The following is an 18498-nucleotide window of genomic DNA, read 5'->3' as shown; positions in this document are numbered from 1 at the left end:
TAATTCGATACAAAATGAACACCCCCAATCCTTCCACACCTTCCCCCCTCTTTACGGAGGGATTGAGGGAGGTTTCTACTATCTGCGCTCTTGCCACAGCCACAGGTGGTGCTATCGGAATCATAAGAATTTCAGGCCCCAAAATGTTTGAGATTCTTTCTCATGTATTTAGCAAGAATATCAGCGATACACAACCAAATACCATTCATTATGGCCACATCAAAGATGGCACAGACATCATTGACGAAGTTCTTGTCAGCATCTTCCGCGCACCACATAGCTATACTGGCGAAGATTGCGCAGAAATCTCTTGTCACGGATCTAGTTATATTTTAAACAAGGTTCTGGCCCTACTAATAGAAAACGGGTGCCAGCAGGCAGGTCCAGGTGAATTCACTCAACGAGCCTACCTCAACGGCAAGATGGACCTCTCACAGGCCGAAGCCGTAGCCGACCTGATAGCCTCAACCAATAAGGCTACTCACCAAATTGCCATGAGCCAACTGCGTGGACATTTCTCCTCTAAGCTGGCCCAACTGCGCGATCAACTGCTGAAGCTCACCTCGCTACTTGAACTCGAGCTTGATTTCTCCGACCACGAGGACCTTGAGTTTGCTGACCGCAAGGAGTTGCAAGAACTCACCCAAAACATCGACAATCACATCACACATCTGGCAAACACTTTTCAAACTGGCAATGCTCTGAAAAACGGCATTCCTGTAGCCATTGTTGGTGCTCCTAATGTCGGGAAAAGCACCCTGCTAAACGCCCTGCTCGGAGAAGAGCGTGCTATCGTTAGCGATATCCAAGGAACCACACGAGATGCAATAGAAGATACGATTCAGTTAGGAGGAGTCACGTTCCGCTTCATTGACACCGCAGGCATCCGCCATACCGATGATCAGATCGAGAACCTTGGCATAGAGCGTTCCAAAGCTGCTGCACAACGAGCACGCATCATCTTATTAATGACAGAACCCGGTGTTCCCTACCCCGATATAGAGACACGTGATGACCAAACAGTCATCAATATCGAAAATAAGACCGAGAAGTTCCAAGCAAAATTCGGAATTGGGCTTGAAGCTCTCAAGCAGCAACTCATAGCTGCAGCTCCTAAAACTTCAGAATCGGATGTCATCATCACCAATGCCCGGCACTACGATGCGCTCGTTCGAGCACACGAGGCTATCCAGCGTGTCATCGACGGTCTTGAAATGCAAATAAGTGGAGACCTCCTAAGTGAAGATCTTCGTCAAGCTCTCGACTTCTTAGCAGAGATTACCGGTGGCGAGATAACCCCCAACGAAGTTTTAGGAAATATCTTCAAAAACTTCTGCGTGGGAAAATAGTCCAATTGCAAAGAAACACATAAAATCTGCAAAAATAAGCCCGTAAATCCCTTGTTTTCAAGTGTTAAAGATTGCTCGGATTTTTGCAGATTTTTGATTTAGGTATTGTTTGTTTGCAGATTTTTGCCTAACTTTGTCCCCCAGATGTCCCCCGAAGAGTGACGCACCCCCATTTTTTGTCCCCCGAAAGATGGTTTTTTGTCCCCCGTGGCGACATTTGGTAGTAACTCGTTAAAACTATAAAGGCAATGGCAAAGAAACAAACATCAACAACTCAACGAGGACAAGTCAAGCTTCGTGAAAAGAAACTGGCAGATGGAAGTTCCAGTCTCTATCTTGACATCTACTCTAATGGCAAGCGAGTGAAAGAATATCTGAAGCTCTACCTTGTTGTTCCCAATACTGCTATTGAGAAGGAGCAAAACCGCCAGACCTTAGCAGTAGCTAATTCTATGCGAGCCAAACGTGAACTTGACCTATTTAGTGGCAAATATGAAATAGGACAGCCCAAACAGGAAGGAGTTCGTTTCCTTGATTTTTATCGCCAGATGTGCGAAGAACGTTTGAAAACTCCTGACACTTTGGGTAATTGGGGCAACTGGCACAGTTGTCTTAAACATCTCGAAATATATTGCGATGAGTTTACCACTTTTGATGATATTGACGCCGCTTGGATTCAAGGATTCAAAGAGTATTTGAACACTGCAGAGAAAGATACCAGAAAGCGTGGAGGTTCTAAGCGTGTTTACGCTTTCGAGGGATTATCACAAAACTCAAAAGTTTCATATTTCAACAAGCTTCGCGCATGTATCAATGAAGCATTTGAGAAAGGGATTATCACTAAGAATCCTATTAGAGGTATCGATGGATTCAAGCAAGAAGAGGTTGAGCGCGAGTACCTGACAATTGAAGAGGTCAAGAAACTTGCAGCCACACCATGTAACTACCCTATTCTGAAGGCCACCTTCCTCTTTTCATGCCTCACTGGGCTACGCAAGAGTGATATAGAGAAACTTACTTGGGGTGAAATCCACAAACAAGGTAATTTCACTCGCATCATTTTCAAGCAGAAGAAAACTGGTGGTCAAGAATATCTGGACATATCAGAAGAAGCTGTTGCTTATCTTGGTACTCGACGGAATGATGTTGACCGTGTATTTGAAGGATTCACCTACGGCACTTGGATATCTCTTGAATTAAAACGTTGGGCTCTTGCTGCTGGTATAACTAAGAATATCACGTTCCATTGTGCTCGTCATACCTTTGCCGTAATGATGCTTGACCTTGGTGCTGATATATACACAGTATCAAAATTACTTGGTCATCGTGAACTTTCCACCACTCAAATATATGCGAAGGTGCTTGATAAGAACAAACAGGCAGCCGTAAGCTTGATTCCTAAAATATCTGATTAAGTAACCCTTAATTCATTATTACAATATGGTTAGCAGACAAGAAGCAGTACTAAGCTTTGTGAAGTTCAACAAGTTCTTCAAGCAGCTTAATTATGATATAGGTGTTACGGGTAAGGTTCATCTATCCCAATATGCTGACGAGTTAATGGAATTTGAGCAATGGGTTGATAACGTTATAGAATACGTCCTGTTCAATCCTGATCCAAAAATTATTGATTTAATCAGTGCTCTGGGTTCGTCAGAGATTATCAAGAACTATGCAGAAGAAGGGAAAGCCGTTTTAGAAACCAGCACCTATGATGCTTTGTCCAAAGTTATTGACTCTACGGCAAAGCTGCTGTCACTGGTAAACGAAAGTATCGAAGCATCTAAAGGCAAATTTACCAGCCTACCTGAGGCATTTGCCTTCCAAGATGCAGAAAATCTATTTCAGAGAGCTGTGAAAGCAGGTTATCTGACCTCTGATTTCCAGCCCAAAGGAGATACAGATTTATATACTCTCAAAATTCTTGGCTTTGCCATCGGAGAAGAATTAAAATTGGCACCAAGACATAAATGGTCACACTTCGAGGAGCTATGGAATATTGATTACGCAAATAAGCTCTCCTCCGTTCCTATCAGTGCCAAGCAATTTCAAAGAGCAAAGACTCTTATGGAATTATACCCAGAAGTTGACTTTAACTTGCTTATTAAGCCCAAAGAAGATTCTTTCTTTACTGCGGCATACGGCAATAGAAGGATTCGCACTTTGTACAAAGAGCTTGTGGCATATGGATATATAAGCAAGGAAACTGATTACGACAATTTCCTTAGTATTTTCAATCTTGGAAACAGTAAATTCGTGCGTCCTGTAGAATGGATAAGTGATCAACGTCATCTCGCCTATTTCATTCACCACACGTTTACTAAGACGAATAAAAATTGCTGGGTCAAAACGCATGCGTGTTTCACCATCAATGGAGCACCACCAAATTTAGGAACAATGAAGAGTGGTATTGTTTCACTACAAAAAAAGCCTACTTATGAAACATATGATTTAGTACTCAAACGTATAGCATCGGAGTATAACAATGAACTACAATAAATAACCTTGTATAGGTTAATAATTCAACATCAAAAGTGGGCAAATCAAATTTGTCCACTTTTTGTTGTCATTCGCATTAAAATAAAAGTCACCTAACAATCTAAGTAATCTAATTATGGATAAACCAAAAATAGATAACATCATACAACAGTATATGCATTGGAAAAAACTGCATACACTAATGAAATATCTCTATTTAGAGAGAGATACTTCTCATTGCTACCACTTGTTGAAAAATAATATTGGCGAAAGCCTTCAAATCATATTTTTATTCACATTAATAAACATCAAAAGCAATGAGAAAAGAAAATTTCTCTCTCTCTCTTTTTCGAGAGATTTATGTGGTCAGGTCATTTGACCACTGCCAAGAGTGGTGATTCGGGCTTACTCGAAATGCTCCACGAAGCTTATGACCTCTATCAGGTCGAAGTTGTTAACCAGGGCAAACTTTATCAGCGTTATGCTGATGATTTTGTCTATAGCCACGAATTCCATGATGCCATTGATGCCTGGAGCAAGAATGAGCACCAGAAGAACTATCACATTCTTGATTCTTTGCTTACGAAGCGTCGAGACCTTGTTGAGAAATTCTTCAATAAGGAAAACGTAAGCGATGTTGAGTTGATGGATATGTTACATCTTTTCAACACTACTCTTCCATCTTCTCGCAACTATGTTGCACCAACCAAAGTAAGAGAAGCCTCAGATTATAATCTATGTGCTTGTTTGGAGCATTCAGATTTGGATATTCTTGCTCGATGCTGTAACGAAGCAAAAGTCTTCAGTGAAATAATCGACGCAGACGACCTTCTTTCTCTTTTGGATGGTAAAATGACGATGCCTTTACATTCGCGCAATAACAGACTTGTGGCATTCTTCTTCGATCAATTGTCCATCTACAACCTTATCATTCGTAACTGGCAGAACGTCATTGCCCATCACTGTAGCATTGTAAGTTCAACAGGCAAAGGAACATTAACACAAAAGTCCTTGTCTTCTGCATTATATTCAATTGTAGATTTAGAGATGTCGGCACAAGAGAAGATTATTGATGATGCAGTTAGGTCAGTCGGTCAGAAATATCAAAGAAAAAGAAACACGAACAAATAACTGCAAAGAAATGGTCAGGGTGTAAACGAGAGAATCACCTTGGTTCTCACGTTTCTCTCTTCCCCACATCCTGTAATACACGTACTTTTGCCCTCCGTAACCAGTTTACAATGGTAACGGAGGGCTTCCTTCATTTTGTTTAACTTAAATAGTGATTAGGATGAGACGTAAGACTTTATCTGACAGTACTCTGGAAATGATTGTTTCTATAGATCAACGTCTAACCGAACTTATTGCCAGTGACATCCCTAAGCGACTTCATTGTATTGAAGAAAAGCTGGATTATATCAATCCAAGATTGCTAACGATTGAGCATGTTGACAGGTTCTACAGTGAGGTAAAGACTGTATTATCAGTTGCAGAAGCATGTGATTATCTCGGAATTACTGAATCTCACATGTACAAACTTACCAGTGGTGGGAAAATACCTCACTATAAGCCAACAGGCAAGCTCATTTACTTCAGTAGAAGCGAACTTGACGATTGGTTGTTACATAATAGAGTGTTTAACGAAATAGATCAAGAAAATGAGCAAACCAGACACACCGACCAAGAATCCGAATGAAAACGTTCAGATTATGAGTTTACTTGATCGGCTCGAACAAGCCAAAAGTATTCTCGATCAAACTGCTGAAATAGAAGAAGCTGTAAACAAGCTTAACAACCTTGAATATTTCCTCAGAAGATTTGGAACTCTTAAAGAACTTACATCCCACTTGCTTTTCATAGAAAGGAAGATGTATATCTTAAAAGAATACCTTTCTGTTAATGAGGCTGCAGACTATCTTGGGCTGTCATCAAGCCTTGTATATAAATTGACGAGCAAGCACGAATTACCTGTTTACAAGCCCAATGGAAAAACTGTATTCATCCGAAGGGATGACCTAAACAGGTGGATTGCCAAGCACAAAGTTCTATCTGATGAAGAGATAGAAGAATATGCTGCCACCCATATGGATAAAGTATTAAAAGGATTGTACAATAAAAACAAATAAGTATGATGGACATAACAACATTAGGCAATCAGAGAATTGACCAGAAGACATTTGAACAATTATTAAAGCACATTAAGCTGAAGGTTACTGAGGAATATGCTTTTCCTCCAGAAATCATCACTTGTGGAGGGGCAACAATAGCAACTCTTGGAAACTTCAGTGCTTCAGTCGGCAAGCCAAAGAGTAAGAAGACGTTCAACGTTTCTGCTATTGTTGCTGCTGCCATATCAGGTAAAGAGATTCTTGGATATAAGGCTCACTTACCTGAAGACAAGAAAAAGATTCTTTATATTGATACGGAACAGAGCAAGTACCATTGTCATAAGGTTCTGGAGCGAATACTGAAGCTGGCCAACCTCCCATTGAACAAGGAAAGCGGACTCATCGACTTCTTTGTTTTGCGTGAGTACACTCCTGAACAGAGACGAGACATCATCAGCCTGGCATTACGTGGTGATTCACGATATGGCTTGGTTGTCATCGATGGTGTTCGTGACCTGCTCAGGGACATCAATAACCCAAGTGAGGCTCTTGACATTATCAATGATCTGATGCGATGGTCAAGTTTCTATGACCTTCACATTCACACAGTGCTTCACTTGAACAAAGGCGATGACAACACCCGTGGCCATATTGGTTCCGAGTTGAACAACAAGGCTGAGACTGTGCTCCAGATTACCAAGAATATTGATGACAGCAACATGAGCGAGGTGAAAGCCATGTTCATTAGAGACAAGGAATTTGCCCCTTTTGCGTTTCGCATCGACAACAACGGTCTTCCAAACTATGTGGAAGGTTACAAGGCAGAACTTGCCAGACGTGACAAGAAGATGCACTTCTCCAGATTAACGGAAGAGCAACATCGAGAGGCTATTGAAAGCGTTGTTGGCGATAATGCTCCACTGGGTTATTCAAAGATGATTAACCTCCTGATGGATGGTTATTCTAACATTGGTTATTCACGAGGTCGAAACACCATCATCAGCTTGCTCCGATACCTGATTGAGATGGGACTGATACTAAAGACGGATAAGGCTTACCAGTATGTCCCCCAGAAACAGGAATCTGAAAAACAGCCAGAAGATACCGATGAAGACGGTTTAGTTTAGTTTGACTGTTTATATATATGTACTGGCATACTTACATTATAAGCTATGAATATATCACAAGCCAAACTCATCAATTTAGTGGACTTTCTTGAACAGGAAGGACACAAGGCAGTAAAGCAAAAGGGACACATTTATTGGTACAACTCCCCAATTCGTAGTGAGAACACACCTTCTTTCAAGGTTGACTCCAGTAGAAATGAATGGTTTGACTATGGCTTAGGAGAAGGGGGTGATATTCTCGACTTGATAAAAGGGTTATACAATGTGAAGACCACCAGTGAAGCTCTTACCATACTTGCGCCTAAAAGCAACTCCTTTATTAACGCTATTTATCATCGGAAAGATGCGCCACCTAAAAGGCAGGAGTCTGGGCAGATGCACAATGTAGCGTACCATCCACTTACACATCAAGCCCTGTTATCATATATGATGAAGCGGAAGATTGATGTGAATCTAAGCCGTGTGTATTGTTGCGAAGTCCATTATGACCTGCGCGACAAGCACTATTTCGGTATCGCTTTTCGCAATAGAATTGGAGGGTACGAAATCAGAAACCAATATTATAAAGGATGTATAGGACATAAGGACATAACTCTTATTAGGAAGAGTAATGAGGAAATCCAGGAACATATCATTATTTTCGAAGGCTTTATGGATTTCCTTTCGTACATGATGCTCTCCGATATAAAGAGTAGCCGTATTTGCCTGCCCTATCAATGTGATTTTATGATATTGAACTCCATCAACTGCCTTGATAAGGCTTTGAGTGAGCTTCCATCATATAAATATGTACACTCATATCTCGACAATGACGATGGTGGCAAGCGTACATTTCAGTCTATGAAAGATATTCTTGGTGATATAGTGATTGATGAGACGCATAGATTCAATCCCTATAACGATTTGAATGATTATCTGGTGAAACAGCCTAATTCCGAATTGTAGCCAGCTTGTGCTGCTATGTAAATAAGGAGTCTCAACCGAGGCTCCTTTTTTTGTTTATATTCCTTTTCGAGTATGATTGTTTCTGCAATATCATACTCAAAACTAAACTCCTGTTAATATTCGATTGTAATTCAAATTTTCTTCATTTTATGTAGATTTATCTATGTTCCTTTGCACTCACAAATTTTAAGTCGAACCAAAAATTCAAGTATCAAAATGAGTGCATTTGCCATATTCGTATTAGTTCTGACAGTCATCTATGTCATCTACTATTCCGCAATCATCATGCAGGATTTGTACGCGAAGAAAGATGTTCCTAAGACAGAAGAGGAAGACTTTGATGTCAGTCAGATGCAGAATCAGGAAGAACCTATTAGCATTACTGAAGATGCTAATGGATTCCATCTTAATGATGATATCACTGAAGAACAGGAAGAACCATCGTCCGTCACTTGGATTGAAAATGATGACGATGCCAACAAGTACCAGGAAAAGATTAAGAAGGAACATACCAGTGTCGAGGAAGAATGCCAGCGTTTGCAGGATTCAATGGAAGACGTGGATGTTGACAGCACAGGTGAAACTAAGGCAGATGTTATGGTGAACATGCTGCTCAACCAGAAGCCTGGTGGTCCGAAAATCTTCTACTCAAGGAATAACATATGAAAACAGGTTTGGGTGTAACACATAAGATTGTCGGTTTTTGTTCGGCTGGCATCCTGCTCTTCCAGCCAATGTTAGCATCTGCCAAATGTGGAGGTGTTGACTACAGCTGGGGAGCGGATGCTTTGGCGAATGCGCATGACTATACAGTTACAATGATGCTGTATGTGGTTTACCTCTCCTACGCCATTGCTGCTATCGTTGCCATCATCGGCGCATTGCAGATCTATTTCAAGATGACGACTGGAGAAGGTGACATCACTAAGAGCATTATGATGCTCATCGGGGCTTGTCTGTTCATGATTGGAGCATTCATTCTATTCCCAGCCTTCTTCGGATATAACATCGTTTAGGATAACGAACACGATAAATGACAGGATAACAAATAAACAGGATAACAAAAAATCTCAAATGGCCAAGAGAGAAGAATCGTGTGAATAGTAATTAACAAAATCTGTAAAACGTAAGAAAGAAATGAAGAAAATTAAAAAGTTTGCTAAGAATCTCTTCAGTGCCAATCGCATGAAGATGCTCGCCATGATGCTTCTTTGCGGTACTGCCGTAACCTTTGCGCAGAACGCAGCTGGTGACTACACCGCAGGAACCAATGCCCTCTCCACCGTTACGGAGGAGATTGCGAAGTATGTTCCTTATGTAGTGAAGCTGTGCTATGCCATCGCCGGCGTAGTTGCCGTTGTCGGTGCGATCTCCGTGTACATCGCCATGAACAACGAGGAGCAGGACGTGAAGAAGAAGATTATGATGGTTGTCGGTGCTTGCATCTTCCTCGTTGCAGCTGCACAGGCTCTGCCTCTCTTCTTCGGTCTCTAAACCAGATTCAAGCGTAGATACACACTATGGCAGCAGGAACAGAACACAACGAATACGTTAGTTACCCAATGTTCAAAGGACTTCAGAAACCTCTGGAGTTCATGGGCATCCAAGGGCGTTACATCACATGGGCAGCTTGCGCTGTTGGCGGTGCCATTCTTGGCTTCATAATTGCCTACTGCATCTTGGGATTTGTTGTTGGTCTGATTGTTCTTGCTGTTTCTCTCTGTACTGGTGCCGGACTTATCTTCTTCAAACAGAAGAAAGGTCTGCACACAAAGAAAGAAGACCACGGTGTGTTTATCTACGCTTGTTCACGAAGAATGTAATTTTCATCGAGTGTAGTTTATGAGCAAGTGTATTGAAATCTGAATAAATGTAATCGGTAGGCTCGCCCCTTCGACAGGGTGAGTCTGCCTTAATTTGGAGATAAGAATGATTCTATATGTCATCATAGCATTTACCGCGATACTCATAGGCATGGCCATTTCTGTCTATGCCTTTGGAACTGGCGGTAAGCGCAAGAAGATATTCCAGGACATCTACTTCTCCATCGAGGATGTAGATGATATTGGTGTTCTCTACACGAAGACTGGTGAATATTCAGCTATAATCAAGATCGAGAATCCCGTTCAAAAGTACTCAGCCAATATTGACAGCTACTATGAGTTCACTCATTTGCTTACGGCTATTGCACAGACGCTTGGAGAAGGTTATGCCATCCACAAGCAGGATGTGTTTGTCAGGAAGCAGTTCAAGGATGAGACCTCAGATAATCATGAGTTTCTTTCTGAAAGCTATTTCCGATACTTTACTGGCCGTACCTATACAGACAGCCAGACTTATCTGATTATCACTCAGGAGAACAAAAAGAGCCGTCTATTGTCCTTTGACAGCAAGAAATGGCGAGATTTCCTTGTAAAAATCCGCAAGGTAAAAGACCTCCTAAAGGACAGTGGCGTTGATTCTGCCTATTTGGGTGGTGAGGAAGCTCGTCTTTACGTTGACCGCTATTTCTCTATGAACTTTAACGACAAGATTGTGTCGATGACCAACTTCAAGGTCGATGACGAGACTATTTCCATGGGCGATCGTCGATGTAAGGTGTATAGCCTTGTTGATGTGGACTGCATTAACATCCCTTCAATTGTCAGGCCATTCACCAATATTGAAGTGAACAACGTCGCTATGCCTGTCGATCTTGTGTCCTTGGTTGACAGCATCCCATCAGCAGATGTGGTTGTCTATAACCAAATGTTCTTCATGCCAAATCAGAAACGTGAGTTGGCATTGTTGGACAAAAAGAAGAATCGCCACTCCAGTATGCCTAATCCAAGTAATTTAATTGCTGTAGAGGATATTAAGAAGGTGCAGGATGTTATAGCAAGAGAGAACAAACAGCTTGTATATACCCACTTCAATTTGATTGTAGGTGTTCCCAAGGATGCCGACATTCAAAAATGTACGAACCATCTGGAGAATGCTTTTGGTCGCCTTGGCATTCATATCAGCAAACGAGCCTATAATCAGTTAGAGTTGTTTGTCAACTCCTTCCCCGGCAACTGTTATGGTATGAACCAGGACTATGACCGATTCCTCACTTTAAGCGACGCTGCTGCTTGTCTTATGTACAAGGAGCATATTCAGCATAGTGAAGACACACCCCTCAAAATCTACTATACGGACAGGCAAGGTGTACCTGTAGCTATTGACATTAGCGGAAAGGAAGGCAAAAACAAGATTACGGATAATTCCAACTTTTTCTGCCTTGGCCCTTCTGGTAGCGGCAAATCGTTCCACATGAATAGCGTAGTCCGTCAGATGTGGGAGCAAAATACCGATGTTGTCATGGTTGATACAGGTAACTCTTACGAGGGCTTATGTGAATATGTAGGCGGTAAGTATATCAGCTATACAGAAGAACATCCCATCACCATGAATCCATTCCGCATCAAGCGTGAGGAGCTGAACGTGGAAAAGACAGGATTCCTGAAGAACCTTATCATGCTGATATGGAAAGGTACGCAAGGAACTGTCACTAAGACGGAGGAAAGACTTATTGAGCAAGTCATCACAGAATACTATGATGTCTATTTCAACGGCTTCAATGGCTTTACTCCACCCCAACGTGAAGACTTGCGGAAAGGATTGCTCATTGATGACCGAAACAAGAATGTCAATAGTAGGGAAACAGAAAATGAGCGTATGGCACGTATCGAGGCACAGATTGACGAGATAGAAAGTCGCAGGAAACAACTTCCTGTAACCGAACTGTCATTTAACTCCTTCTATGAGTTCAGTGTGCAGCGTATTCCCGACATCTGTCAGGAAAACCAGATTCAGGGCATCGACATCAGTACCTATCGCTATATGATGAAGGACTTCTACCGAGGTGGCAATCACGATAAGACCCTGAATGAAGACCTAGATTCTACACTGTTTGATGAGACATTCATTGTCTTTGAGATTGACTCTATCAAGGATGATCCGCTGCTTTTCCCATTGGTCACGCTTATTATTATGGATGTATTCATCCAGAAAATGCGTATCAAGAAAAACCGTAAGGTGCTTGTCATTGAAGAGGCATGGAAAGCTATTGCCAGCCCTATGATGGCAGAATACATCAAGTACCTCTACAAGACAGCACGTAAGTTCTGGGCAAGTGTCGGTGTGGTAACACAGGAAATTCAGGATATTGTTGGCAGTCCCATTGTGAAGGAGGCCATCATCAACAACTCCGATGTGGTGATGCTGCTTGACCAGAGCAAGTTCCGTGAGAGATTTGATGAAATCAAGGCTATCCTTGGATTAACTGATGTGGACTGCAAAAAGATTTTCACCATCAATCGACTGGAGAACAAGGAAGGACGCAGTTTCTTCCGTGAGGTATTCATCCGTCGAGGAAGTGTTGGAGCCGTCTTTGGAGTCGAAGAACCCCATGAATGCTACATGACTTACACCACTGAAAGAGCCGAGAAGGAAGCCTTGAAGCTCTACAAGCGAGAACTGAAATGCAACCATCAGCAAGCAATCGAGGCATATTGCCGTGATTGGGATCGTTCTGGTATCAGTAAATCTCTGCCTTTTGCCCAAAAGGTAAATCAAGCAGGGCATGTATTGAACTTAAAACCAATTGAAAAGCGTTATACATGAAAAAATGTCTGCTTATAATCTCTCTTATCATCTGTGCCCTGGCAACAGCCAAGGCACAGTACTACAGTGTCAACTTTGATAAGGAAACTGTAGCTAAGATGGTAGCATCCTTCAATACTGAAGCTGCCACAGAGATGTATTATGCAGACCAGATAGCCAAAATACGAGAGCATTATCAGGCTGCAGAGGTAGCTGCTGCTGGCATTTTTACGAGTAAGTTCCTTGACCGCAAGGCTTTGACTGACCTTGGACTTTGGACAAGCAGCACAGAGAACTATTACTATCGACGTATTTATCACATGGTTTCGGCTAAGATTATGCCGAAGATTTGGACTGTAGCTGGAATGATGCTCAAAAGTCCCCAAAATGCCTTGTATTGGGGATCCTACCTCTATAAGGTTTGTGATGAGACGAAAAATCTGTGCTATCAGTTTGAGTCTATCGTCACAAACAGCAGTCTGAGCTTCAGGGATATTGCATTTCTTGAAATCAACGAGCAACTTAGGGACATCCTGAAGCTTTCAGAGCTTGGCGATGTGGATTGGAAAGCCATTCTGGATAATATCGGTGATATACCTTCAAATTTCAGCAAAGAGAGTCTTCAGGAAGACCTTGATAACCTCTATGCAATGGGCGTTAACATTGCCACAGCTGGAGCAAACAATCTTATCAACTCAATACTGGCAAATAGTAACTTTAGTGGCACTATCATGGATAAAACAGCCAGTGTCATAGAGGTTGCTGATAACGTATATAACCTGTATGAGAACATTACGACCAATACAGGTGGTACTTTACTTAACCTGATTGGTGGTCAGGATGCAGTAGCAAACCTGTTCAATCTCTCCAATTATAACGCTACGGCATGGTTAACAGACTATGCCCGTGAGGGAATGGGACAATATTATACCCAGCGTTGGTATATTTATCGTGTGGATAGAGGAAGTGTTAATCTATGCGACTACTACCCTCCTACCGATGATAACAGCATCCTTTATGGAGATCATTGGTATCGCATTGATACCAGAGACGCAAACTTCTATCCAAACAGCAGCCAATGGGAAGCCGCCTTGCAGAACTCCGAGAATCATGCCGGGTGGAGTCGTAGCCGAGTCCAGCAGCTGAATAACAGTAATGACGGCTTCTATTACTATATCAACTATTGGAGCAGTGCCTATATTCTGAGCAAGAGCCGAAGCGGACAATATGCCAAGGCTTATGCCTACGAGATTCATGTCACAAAGTCTTGGAATAACACAGAAATCAAATATGAGGATGTCTTTGACTCCTATACGATGGATCTGGCTTCTTTCAAGGCTGGTCTGAATGCTCGTCTGGCTGACTATAATGACAACGAGGAAGGTTTCACCTACTACATCGGTTCAGATTCAAAGAAATACTATCAGGCAACCGATGCCCAGAAGATTGCAGGTTGCGAAACTGCCACTATCAGCGTGACCTGCCATGATGGAGCTAAACTTGGAGAGGGTTCAACCCAATACAAGTGCAGCAGTTGTGGTGGTTCTGTAAGTAACCACACCAAACAATGTGCCATGTCCACCTCCATCACAGAATCTGGATTTAACACTTCTGAACTGGATGGAAAAATCAGCGAGGCAGAGAGTAAGATTGCCATGCTTCAGTCTCAGATAGCTGCATTGGAAGCTCAAAATGCAGACTTAATCAAGAAGATAGCCAATGCAAGTATCAATGATGCAGCCACCTATAGGCAGCAATATAATACCAACAAGAATCAGATTGCCTCTCTTACATCAGAAAAGAGTAATTGGGAAAACCTTTTGGCTCAGTACAATCAAGCCAAACAGGAGGCTATCAACAGTGAGTCTGCCCAAACAGATGACTATTATCGAATACCTGCCATCATGCAGGACTATAAGACAGCTTATAATCTTACATGGAATGGCAGTGGTTCCTGGGAAGGTAACACTTTCGTCCGTACAGCTACCATGCCAAACGTCAATGGAGTTATCACCTTCAGGGCAACAGTCTCGATAGCTCGTGGCCCGAAATATTTCCTTGGCATCAAGATACACCGTGCCATCGTACAGATAGCATGGACACTTACTACTGATTACAGCGATACACAAGTTGTAGCCGTCCTTGACCTCGATCCGCAGAAGAGCGATGCGGAAAAAGCTGCTGAAGTAAATGCCAAGATTGCAGAGATTGCCCGTGAATATCCCAACTGTGATACGTCTGTGGAATACGCAAAGACAGAACCTGTAGAGGCTGATGATACGGATGACACTTACCATCTTCTTTGGTCAAGCGACCGTCTGGAGATTGCGCGAGACATCGACACTCGCCTGACGAAGATATATGCAGACCTTGTTTCTCTGGAGAAAATGATGCATTACAAGCATTCCATCATTGACATATTGAGGACTATTGCACCCTATATCAATGATGAACAAGGCCGCAGACTTACTCTTGTAGAGCAATGCAGGAAGCGTTGGCTCAGACATGCTGCCAATAGCAGCCATTCAGATAGTTATAACGGAAAATACGATGATGAAGATGAATAGAATTATTATCATAGCTATTACGCTCTTGTCATTGTTTCCTACCATTTCGAGAGCACAGTTCGGTTTCGATATACCATCCGTCGAAGCCTATATCTATGACCATAAGGAACAGCGTAGTCTTCTGCTTGTCCGTTCTACCCTCGAAGCAAGCAACAAACTGCTGCATGACTATTCAAGTGACGCAAATATCGGCTATAAAGACATCAATGCCCAGCTCGACAGATACACTCGTGCCTTTGATGTCATAGATATATTATATCAGACCTTGCGAACAAGTCTCAATGTCTATAACACTTATGAGACAGTCAGTGACCGTATTGGTGATTATAAGGACATGCTTGAAGATTTCAACAAGAAATGTCTGGAGCGAGGAAACATTGTCAGTACCGATACGCTTATCATCACCATCAATGCCAGAGCTTTGGCAAAGATTGCTGATGAAGGAGACAATTTATATAAGTCTGTGAGTGATTTGGTTCTCTATGCCACAGGAGCTGCTGCCTGTTCTACATCTGACTTAATCTTGGTTCTGAGTAGTATAAACCAGTCCCTCGACAATATAAAGAAACATCTGAACAAAGCCTACTTCGACACATGGAAATACATCCAGGTTCGTATAGGATATTGGAAACGTCAGGTGTATCGTGCTAAGACAAAACAGGAGATTATCGAAGGTGCTTTTGGAAGATGGAAAGGAGCTGGCTACCTCGGATATTAGTTCATAACAGATATTAAATCATCACTTTATGAGAAAATACATAATCTATTTGAAATCAATGACATTCTTACTTGGATTGATAGTAACAATTCAAGTAAATGCACAGTCTTATGTGACCTACAATCATGACAATACTAAGATGAACCAGATTACGGTTCAGGAGGTTGGTGCTGGATGCCTCACCCCCGACTTTTACTATTGGGCTACCCATCACAGCTACCAGAAATCAGCAGCATCAAAGAACAAGCTCACCTACCGTACTCTTGCAGGAGTAGCAGTCTATCCTCAGGTAGAAGATGCGGACTCCATAGAGGCTGCATTAACTAAACGTGCAGAGATTGAAGCCTTGAATATAGCAGACCGCCAGATTGACATTGCCTGGTTAGCTGAAGGGTCAAAGATAACTGATAAGCTAAACGCTTTCCAGACCAATATCAACCGTATTGTCAGTGCTGGTGGTTCCATTCATGACAAAGACAGATGGAATGACTATTACCATATCTTTCAATGTGCCATCAAAGCCACTCAGGATGCTTACATGCCCAATGCACAGCGAAAGAAAGAGTATCTTGCCATCTATGCAGACATAACCAAACAGAATGAAACGCTGATAGCCTATCTTGTTCAACTCAACAAGAAAGCGAAAACAGCAAATCTTCTTTCTGCAACATATAACAAGCCAGACCATCGTGCTGCTATTGCTACGGCAGCTCACAATCGTTGGAGGGAGGCCGGATGGGGAAATAATGGAGGTAACTCCAATAGTGGCTCAAATACTAACGGCATAATTATCCATGAATAATATGGCAGACACGAATATCCTTTCAGACTTTGGCATCAACATCCTTGAAGAGGAGATTGATGATGTTATCTTCCAGACCAACGAGTTCCTTTGTGATGCTACCTTCACAGGTTCACAAGGGCCTTTCTGGTGGATATTGCAGATGTGTATGGCTCTTGCAGCACTCTTCTCCATCATTGTAGCAGCTGGAATGGCTTACAAGATGATGGTGAAACATGAACCGCTTGACATCATGAAGCTGTTCAAGCCGCTTGTTGTCAGCATTATCCTATGCTGGTGGTACCCACCTGCAGATACAGGCATGACAAATAGCGGAAGCAGCTGGTGCGTTTTGGACTTCCTATCATACATTCCTAACTGCATAGGCTCTTATACGCATGACCTCTACGAGGCAGAATCTACTCAGATAGAGGATAAGTTCGCCGAAGTCCAGGAACTCATCTATACTAGAGATACCATGTACACAGCTCTACAGGCACAGGCAGACGTGGCTCATACAGGTACTTCAGACCCCAATCTTATTGAGAGCACAATGGAACAGGCTGGTGTCGATGAAGTGACTAACATGGAGCAGGATGCTTCAAAACTATGGTTCACGTCTCTTACGGCTGGAGCTGTCGTAGGCATCGATAAGATTATCATGCTGATTGCCTTGATAGTGTTCCGTATCGGTTGGTGGGCTACCATCTACTGCCAGCAGATCCTATTAGGTATGCTTACGATATTTGGGCCTATCCAATGGGCGTTCTCACTACTCCCGAAATGGGAAGGTGCTTGGGCGAAATGGCTTATACGCTATCTCACCGTCCATTTCTACGGTGCTTGCCTGTACTTCGTCGGCTTCTATGTACTGTTGCTCTTTGACATAGTTCTCTGTATTCAGGTAGAAAACCTTGAAGCCATTACGCAGAGTGAGCAGACAATGGCAGCATACCTTCAGAACTCCTTCTTCTCAGCAGGTTATCTGATGGCAGCAAGCATCGTTGCACTCAAATGTCTAAACCTTGTACCAGACCTTGCAGCATGGATGATTCCTGAAGGTGATACGGCATTCTCTACCCGTAACTTCGGTGAAGGTGTAGCACAGCAAGCAAAGGTATCTACCCAAGGCATGATTAGTAAGATGTTATAAATAAACGAAATAGTAAAACTATGGTTATCAAGAATCTCGAAAACAAAATTAAACTGGTAATGATAATATGCTCCCTCTTCTTGGTGGGTTGCATCATCATCAGTATCTCCAGTATCTGGACAGCCCGTGTGATGGTGGCAGATGCACAGCAGAAAGTGTATGTGTTGGATGGTAACGTTCCTATCCTGGTTCAAAGAAGTACGATGGAAGAAACGCTCGATGTGGAAGCCAAAAGCCATATCGAAATGTTCCATCATTTCTTCTTCACGCTTGCCCCTGATGACAAGTACATCAAATACACGATGGAGAAAGCCATGTACCTGATTGATGAAACAGGTTTGGCACAGTACAACACTTTGAAGGAAAAAGGGTTCTACTCTAACATCATGGGTACGAGTGCCGTCTTTAGCATCTTCTGTGACAGCATCAAGTTTGACAAGGATAAGATGGAGTTTACCTACTATGGTCGTCAGAGGATAGAACGTCGTTCCAGCATCCTGACGCGAGAGTTGGTGACAGCAGGACAGATAAAACGTGTTCCACGTACAGACAATAACCCTCATGGTTTGCTTATCACCAACTGGCGTACCCTGCTGAATAAAGACATTGAGCAGAAAACAAAGATGTCATACTAACAACATACAGC

Annotated in this window: 18 protein-coding genes; all 18 read left to right on the top strand. The window is 42.4% G+C overall.

The features are described from left to right. Window positions 1-14 precede the first annotated feature (14 nt). The 18 genes from mnmE (at window position 15) to traK (ending at window position 18487) form a co-directional block, all read left to right on the top strand. Window positions 15-1349: a tRNA uridine-5-carboxymethylaminomethyl(34) synthesis GTPase MnmE gene (mnmE, locus tag T433_RS16430; RefSeq protein WP_044109290.1), complete on the top strand. Its 1335-nt coding sequence runs from the start codon at window positions 15-17 to the stop codon at window positions 1347-1349. A gap of 248 nt (window positions 1350-1597) precedes the next feature. Beyond that, a complete protein-coding gene (locus T433_RS0105500) occupies window positions 1598-2764 on the top strand; it encodes a site-specific integrase (protein ID WP_027455158.1) in 1167 nt (388 codons plus the stop codon). 25 nt (window positions 2765-2789) lie between these two features. Continuing rightward, the gene (locus tag T433_RS0105495; protein ID WP_027455157.1) at window positions 2790-3848 is read left to right on the top strand and encodes a hypothetical protein; all 1059 of its coding nucleotides are present in this window, start codon (window positions 2790-2792) and stop codon (window positions 3846-3848) included. 339 nt (window positions 3849-4187) lie between these two features. Further along, the gene (locus T433_RS0105490) at window positions 4188-4958 is read left to right on the top strand and encodes a hypothetical protein (RefSeq protein WP_027455156.1); all 771 of its coding nucleotides are present in this window, start codon (window positions 4188-4190) and stop codon (window positions 4956-4958) included. Between the two features lie 160 nt (window positions 4959-5118). After that, window positions 5119-5523, top strand: a complete 405-nt coding sequence (locus T433_RS0105485; RefSeq protein ID WP_248616490.1) for a helix-turn-helix domain-containing protein — start codon at window positions 5119-5121, stop codon at window positions 5521-5523. Continuing rightward, complete coding sequence (locus T433_RS0105480) at window positions 5486-5953, top strand: helix-turn-helix domain-containing protein (RefSeq protein ID WP_044109288.1); 468 nt, start codon at window positions 5486-5488, stop codon at window positions 5951-5953. The genes T433_RS0105485 and T433_RS0105480 overlap by 38 nt, the downstream gene beginning before the upstream one ends. Window positions 5954-5955: 2 nt before the next feature. Continuing rightward, the gene (locus T433_RS14755; protein ID WP_044109286.1) at window positions 5956-7062 is read left to right on the top strand and encodes an AAA family ATPase; all 1107 of its coding nucleotides are present in this window, start codon (window positions 5956-5958) and stop codon (window positions 7060-7062) included. 45 nt (window positions 7063-7107) lie between these two features. Continuing rightward, window positions 7108-8007, top strand: a complete 900-nt coding sequence (locus T433_RS0105470; protein ID WP_027455153.1) for a toprim domain-containing protein — start codon at window positions 7108-7110, stop codon at window positions 8005-8007. 216 nt (window positions 8008-8223) lie between these two features. Then, window positions 8224-8673, top strand: coding sequence for a hypothetical protein (locus T433_RS15860; RefSeq protein WP_052357008.1), 450 nt, complete (start codon window positions 8224-8226; stop codon window positions 8671-8673). Then, on the top strand, window positions 8670-9023 hold the full coding sequence (locus T433_RS0105460) for a DUF4134 family protein (RefSeq protein WP_044109284.1): 354 nt from the start codon (window positions 8670-8672) through the stop codon (window positions 9021-9023). Before T433_RS15860 ends, T433_RS0105460 begins: the two co-directional genes overlap by 4 nt. A 121-nt stretch (window positions 9024-9144) precedes the next feature. Further along, entirely contained in the window at window positions 9145-9501 is a 357-nt protein-coding gene (locus T433_RS0105455) for a DUF4134 domain-containing protein (RefSeq protein WP_027455151.1), read from the top strand. A gap of 26 nt (window positions 9502-9527) precedes the next feature. Then, window positions 9528-9830 carry a DUF4133 domain-containing protein gene (locus tag T433_RS0105450; RefSeq protein WP_027455150.1) on the top strand — a complete coding sequence of 101 codons (303 nt, stop codon included), beginning with the start codon at window positions 9528-9530 and terminating at the stop codon, window positions 9828-9830. A 106-nt stretch (window positions 9831-9936) separates the two neighbouring features. Further along, on the top strand, window positions 9937-12654 hold the full coding sequence (locus T433_RS0105445; protein WP_027455149.1) for a TraG/VirB4 family ATPase: 2718 nt from the start codon (window positions 9937-9939) through the stop codon (window positions 12652-12654). After that, window positions 12651-15200 (top strand): GumC domain-containing protein, encoded by a 2550-nt coding sequence (locus tag T433_RS0105440; RefSeq protein WP_027455148.1) that lies wholly within the window; start codon window positions 12651-12653, stop codon window positions 15198-15200. Before T433_RS0105445 ends, T433_RS0105440 begins: the two co-directional genes overlap by 4 nt. Continuing rightward, window positions 15193-15918, top strand: a complete 726-nt coding sequence (locus T433_RS0105435; protein ID WP_027455147.1) for a hypothetical protein — start codon at window positions 15193-15195, stop codon at window positions 15916-15918. Before T433_RS0105440 ends, T433_RS0105435 begins: the two co-directional genes overlap by 8 nt. Window positions 15919-15976: 58 nt before the next feature. Then, complete coding sequence (locus T433_RS0105430; protein WP_044109282.1) at window positions 15977-16720, top strand: DUF5045 domain-containing protein; 744 nt, start codon at window positions 15977-15979, stop codon at window positions 16718-16720. 1 nt (window position 16721) lies between these two features. After that, window positions 16722-17852, top strand: a complete 1131-nt coding sequence (locus T433_RS0105425) for a hypothetical protein (RefSeq protein ID WP_027455145.1) — start codon at window positions 16722-16724, stop codon at window positions 17850-17852. A gap of 20 nt (window positions 17853-17872) precedes the next feature. Next, window positions 17873-18487, top strand: coding sequence for a conjugative transposon protein TraK (traK, locus tag T433_RS0105420; RefSeq protein WP_027455144.1), 615 nt, complete (start codon window positions 17873-17875; stop codon window positions 18485-18487). Window positions 18488-18498: the final 11 nt, after the last annotated feature.

Source organism: Xylanibacter brevis ATCC 19188 (genome assembly GCF_000621725.1).
Taxonomy (GTDB): Bacteria; Bacteroidota; Bacteroidia; order Bacteroidales; family Bacteroidaceae; genus Prevotella; species Prevotella brevis.
The sequence above is the reverse complement of the archived record's forward strand: the minus strand, read 5'-3'. Positions and strand labels throughout refer to the sequence as shown.

Coding starts and splice junctions, on each gene's coding strand:
- mnmE (WP_044109290.1), top strand. CDS start 15: ATGAACACCCCCAATCCTTCCACACCTTCCCCCCTCTTTACGGAGGGA.
- T433_RS0105500 (WP_027455158.1), top strand. CDS start 1,598: ATGGCAAAGAAACAAACATCAACAACTCAACGAGGACAAGTCAAGCTT.
- T433_RS0105495 (WP_027455157.1), top strand. CDS start 2,790: ATGGTTAGCAGACAAGAAGCAGTACTAAGCTTTGTGAAGTTCAACAAG.
- T433_RS0105490 (WP_027455156.1), top strand. CDS start 4,188: ATGTGGTCAGGTCATTTGACCACTGCCAAGAGTGGTGATTCGGGCTTA.
- T433_RS0105485 (WP_248616490.1), top strand. CDS start 5,119: ATGAGACGTAAGACTTTATCTGACAGTACTCTGGAAATGATTGTTTCT.
- T433_RS0105480 (WP_044109288.1), top strand. CDS start 5,486: ATGAGCAAACCAGACACACCGACCAAGAATCCGAATGAAAACGTTCAG.
- T433_RS14755 (WP_044109286.1), top strand. CDS start 5,956: ATGATGGACATAACAACATTAGGCAATCAGAGAATTGACCAGAAGACA.
- T433_RS0105470 (WP_027455153.1), top strand. CDS start 7,108: ATGAATATATCACAAGCCAAACTCATCAATTTAGTGGACTTTCTTGAA.
- T433_RS15860 (WP_052357008.1), top strand. CDS start 8,224: ATGAGTGCATTTGCCATATTCGTATTAGTTCTGACAGTCATCTATGTC.
- T433_RS0105460 (WP_044109284.1), top strand. CDS start 8,670: ATGAAAACAGGTTTGGGTGTAACACATAAGATTGTCGGTTTTTGTTCG.
- T433_RS0105455 (WP_027455151.1), top strand. CDS start 9,145: ATGAAGAAAATTAAAAAGTTTGCTAAGAATCTCTTCAGTGCCAATCGC.
- T433_RS0105450 (WP_027455150.1), top strand. CDS start 9,528: ATGGCAGCAGGAACAGAACACAACGAATACGTTAGTTACCCAATGTTC.
- T433_RS0105445 (WP_027455149.1), top strand. CDS start 9,937: ATGATTCTATATGTCATCATAGCATTTACCGCGATACTCATAGGCATG.
- T433_RS0105440 (WP_027455148.1), top strand. CDS start 12,651: ATGAAAAAATGTCTGCTTATAATCTCTCTTATCATCTGTGCCCTGGCA.
- T433_RS0105435 (WP_027455147.1), top strand. CDS start 15,193: ATGAATAGAATTATTATCATAGCTATTACGCTCTTGTCATTGTTTCCT.
- T433_RS0105430 (WP_044109282.1), top strand. CDS start 15,977: ATGACATTCTTACTTGGATTGATAGTAACAATTCAAGTAAATGCACAG.
- T433_RS0105425 (WP_027455145.1), top strand. CDS start 16,722: ATGGCAGACACGAATATCCTTTCAGACTTTGGCATCAACATCCTTGAA.
- traK (WP_027455144.1), top strand. CDS start 17,873: ATGGTTATCAAGAATCTCGAAAACAAAATTAAACTGGTAATGATAATA.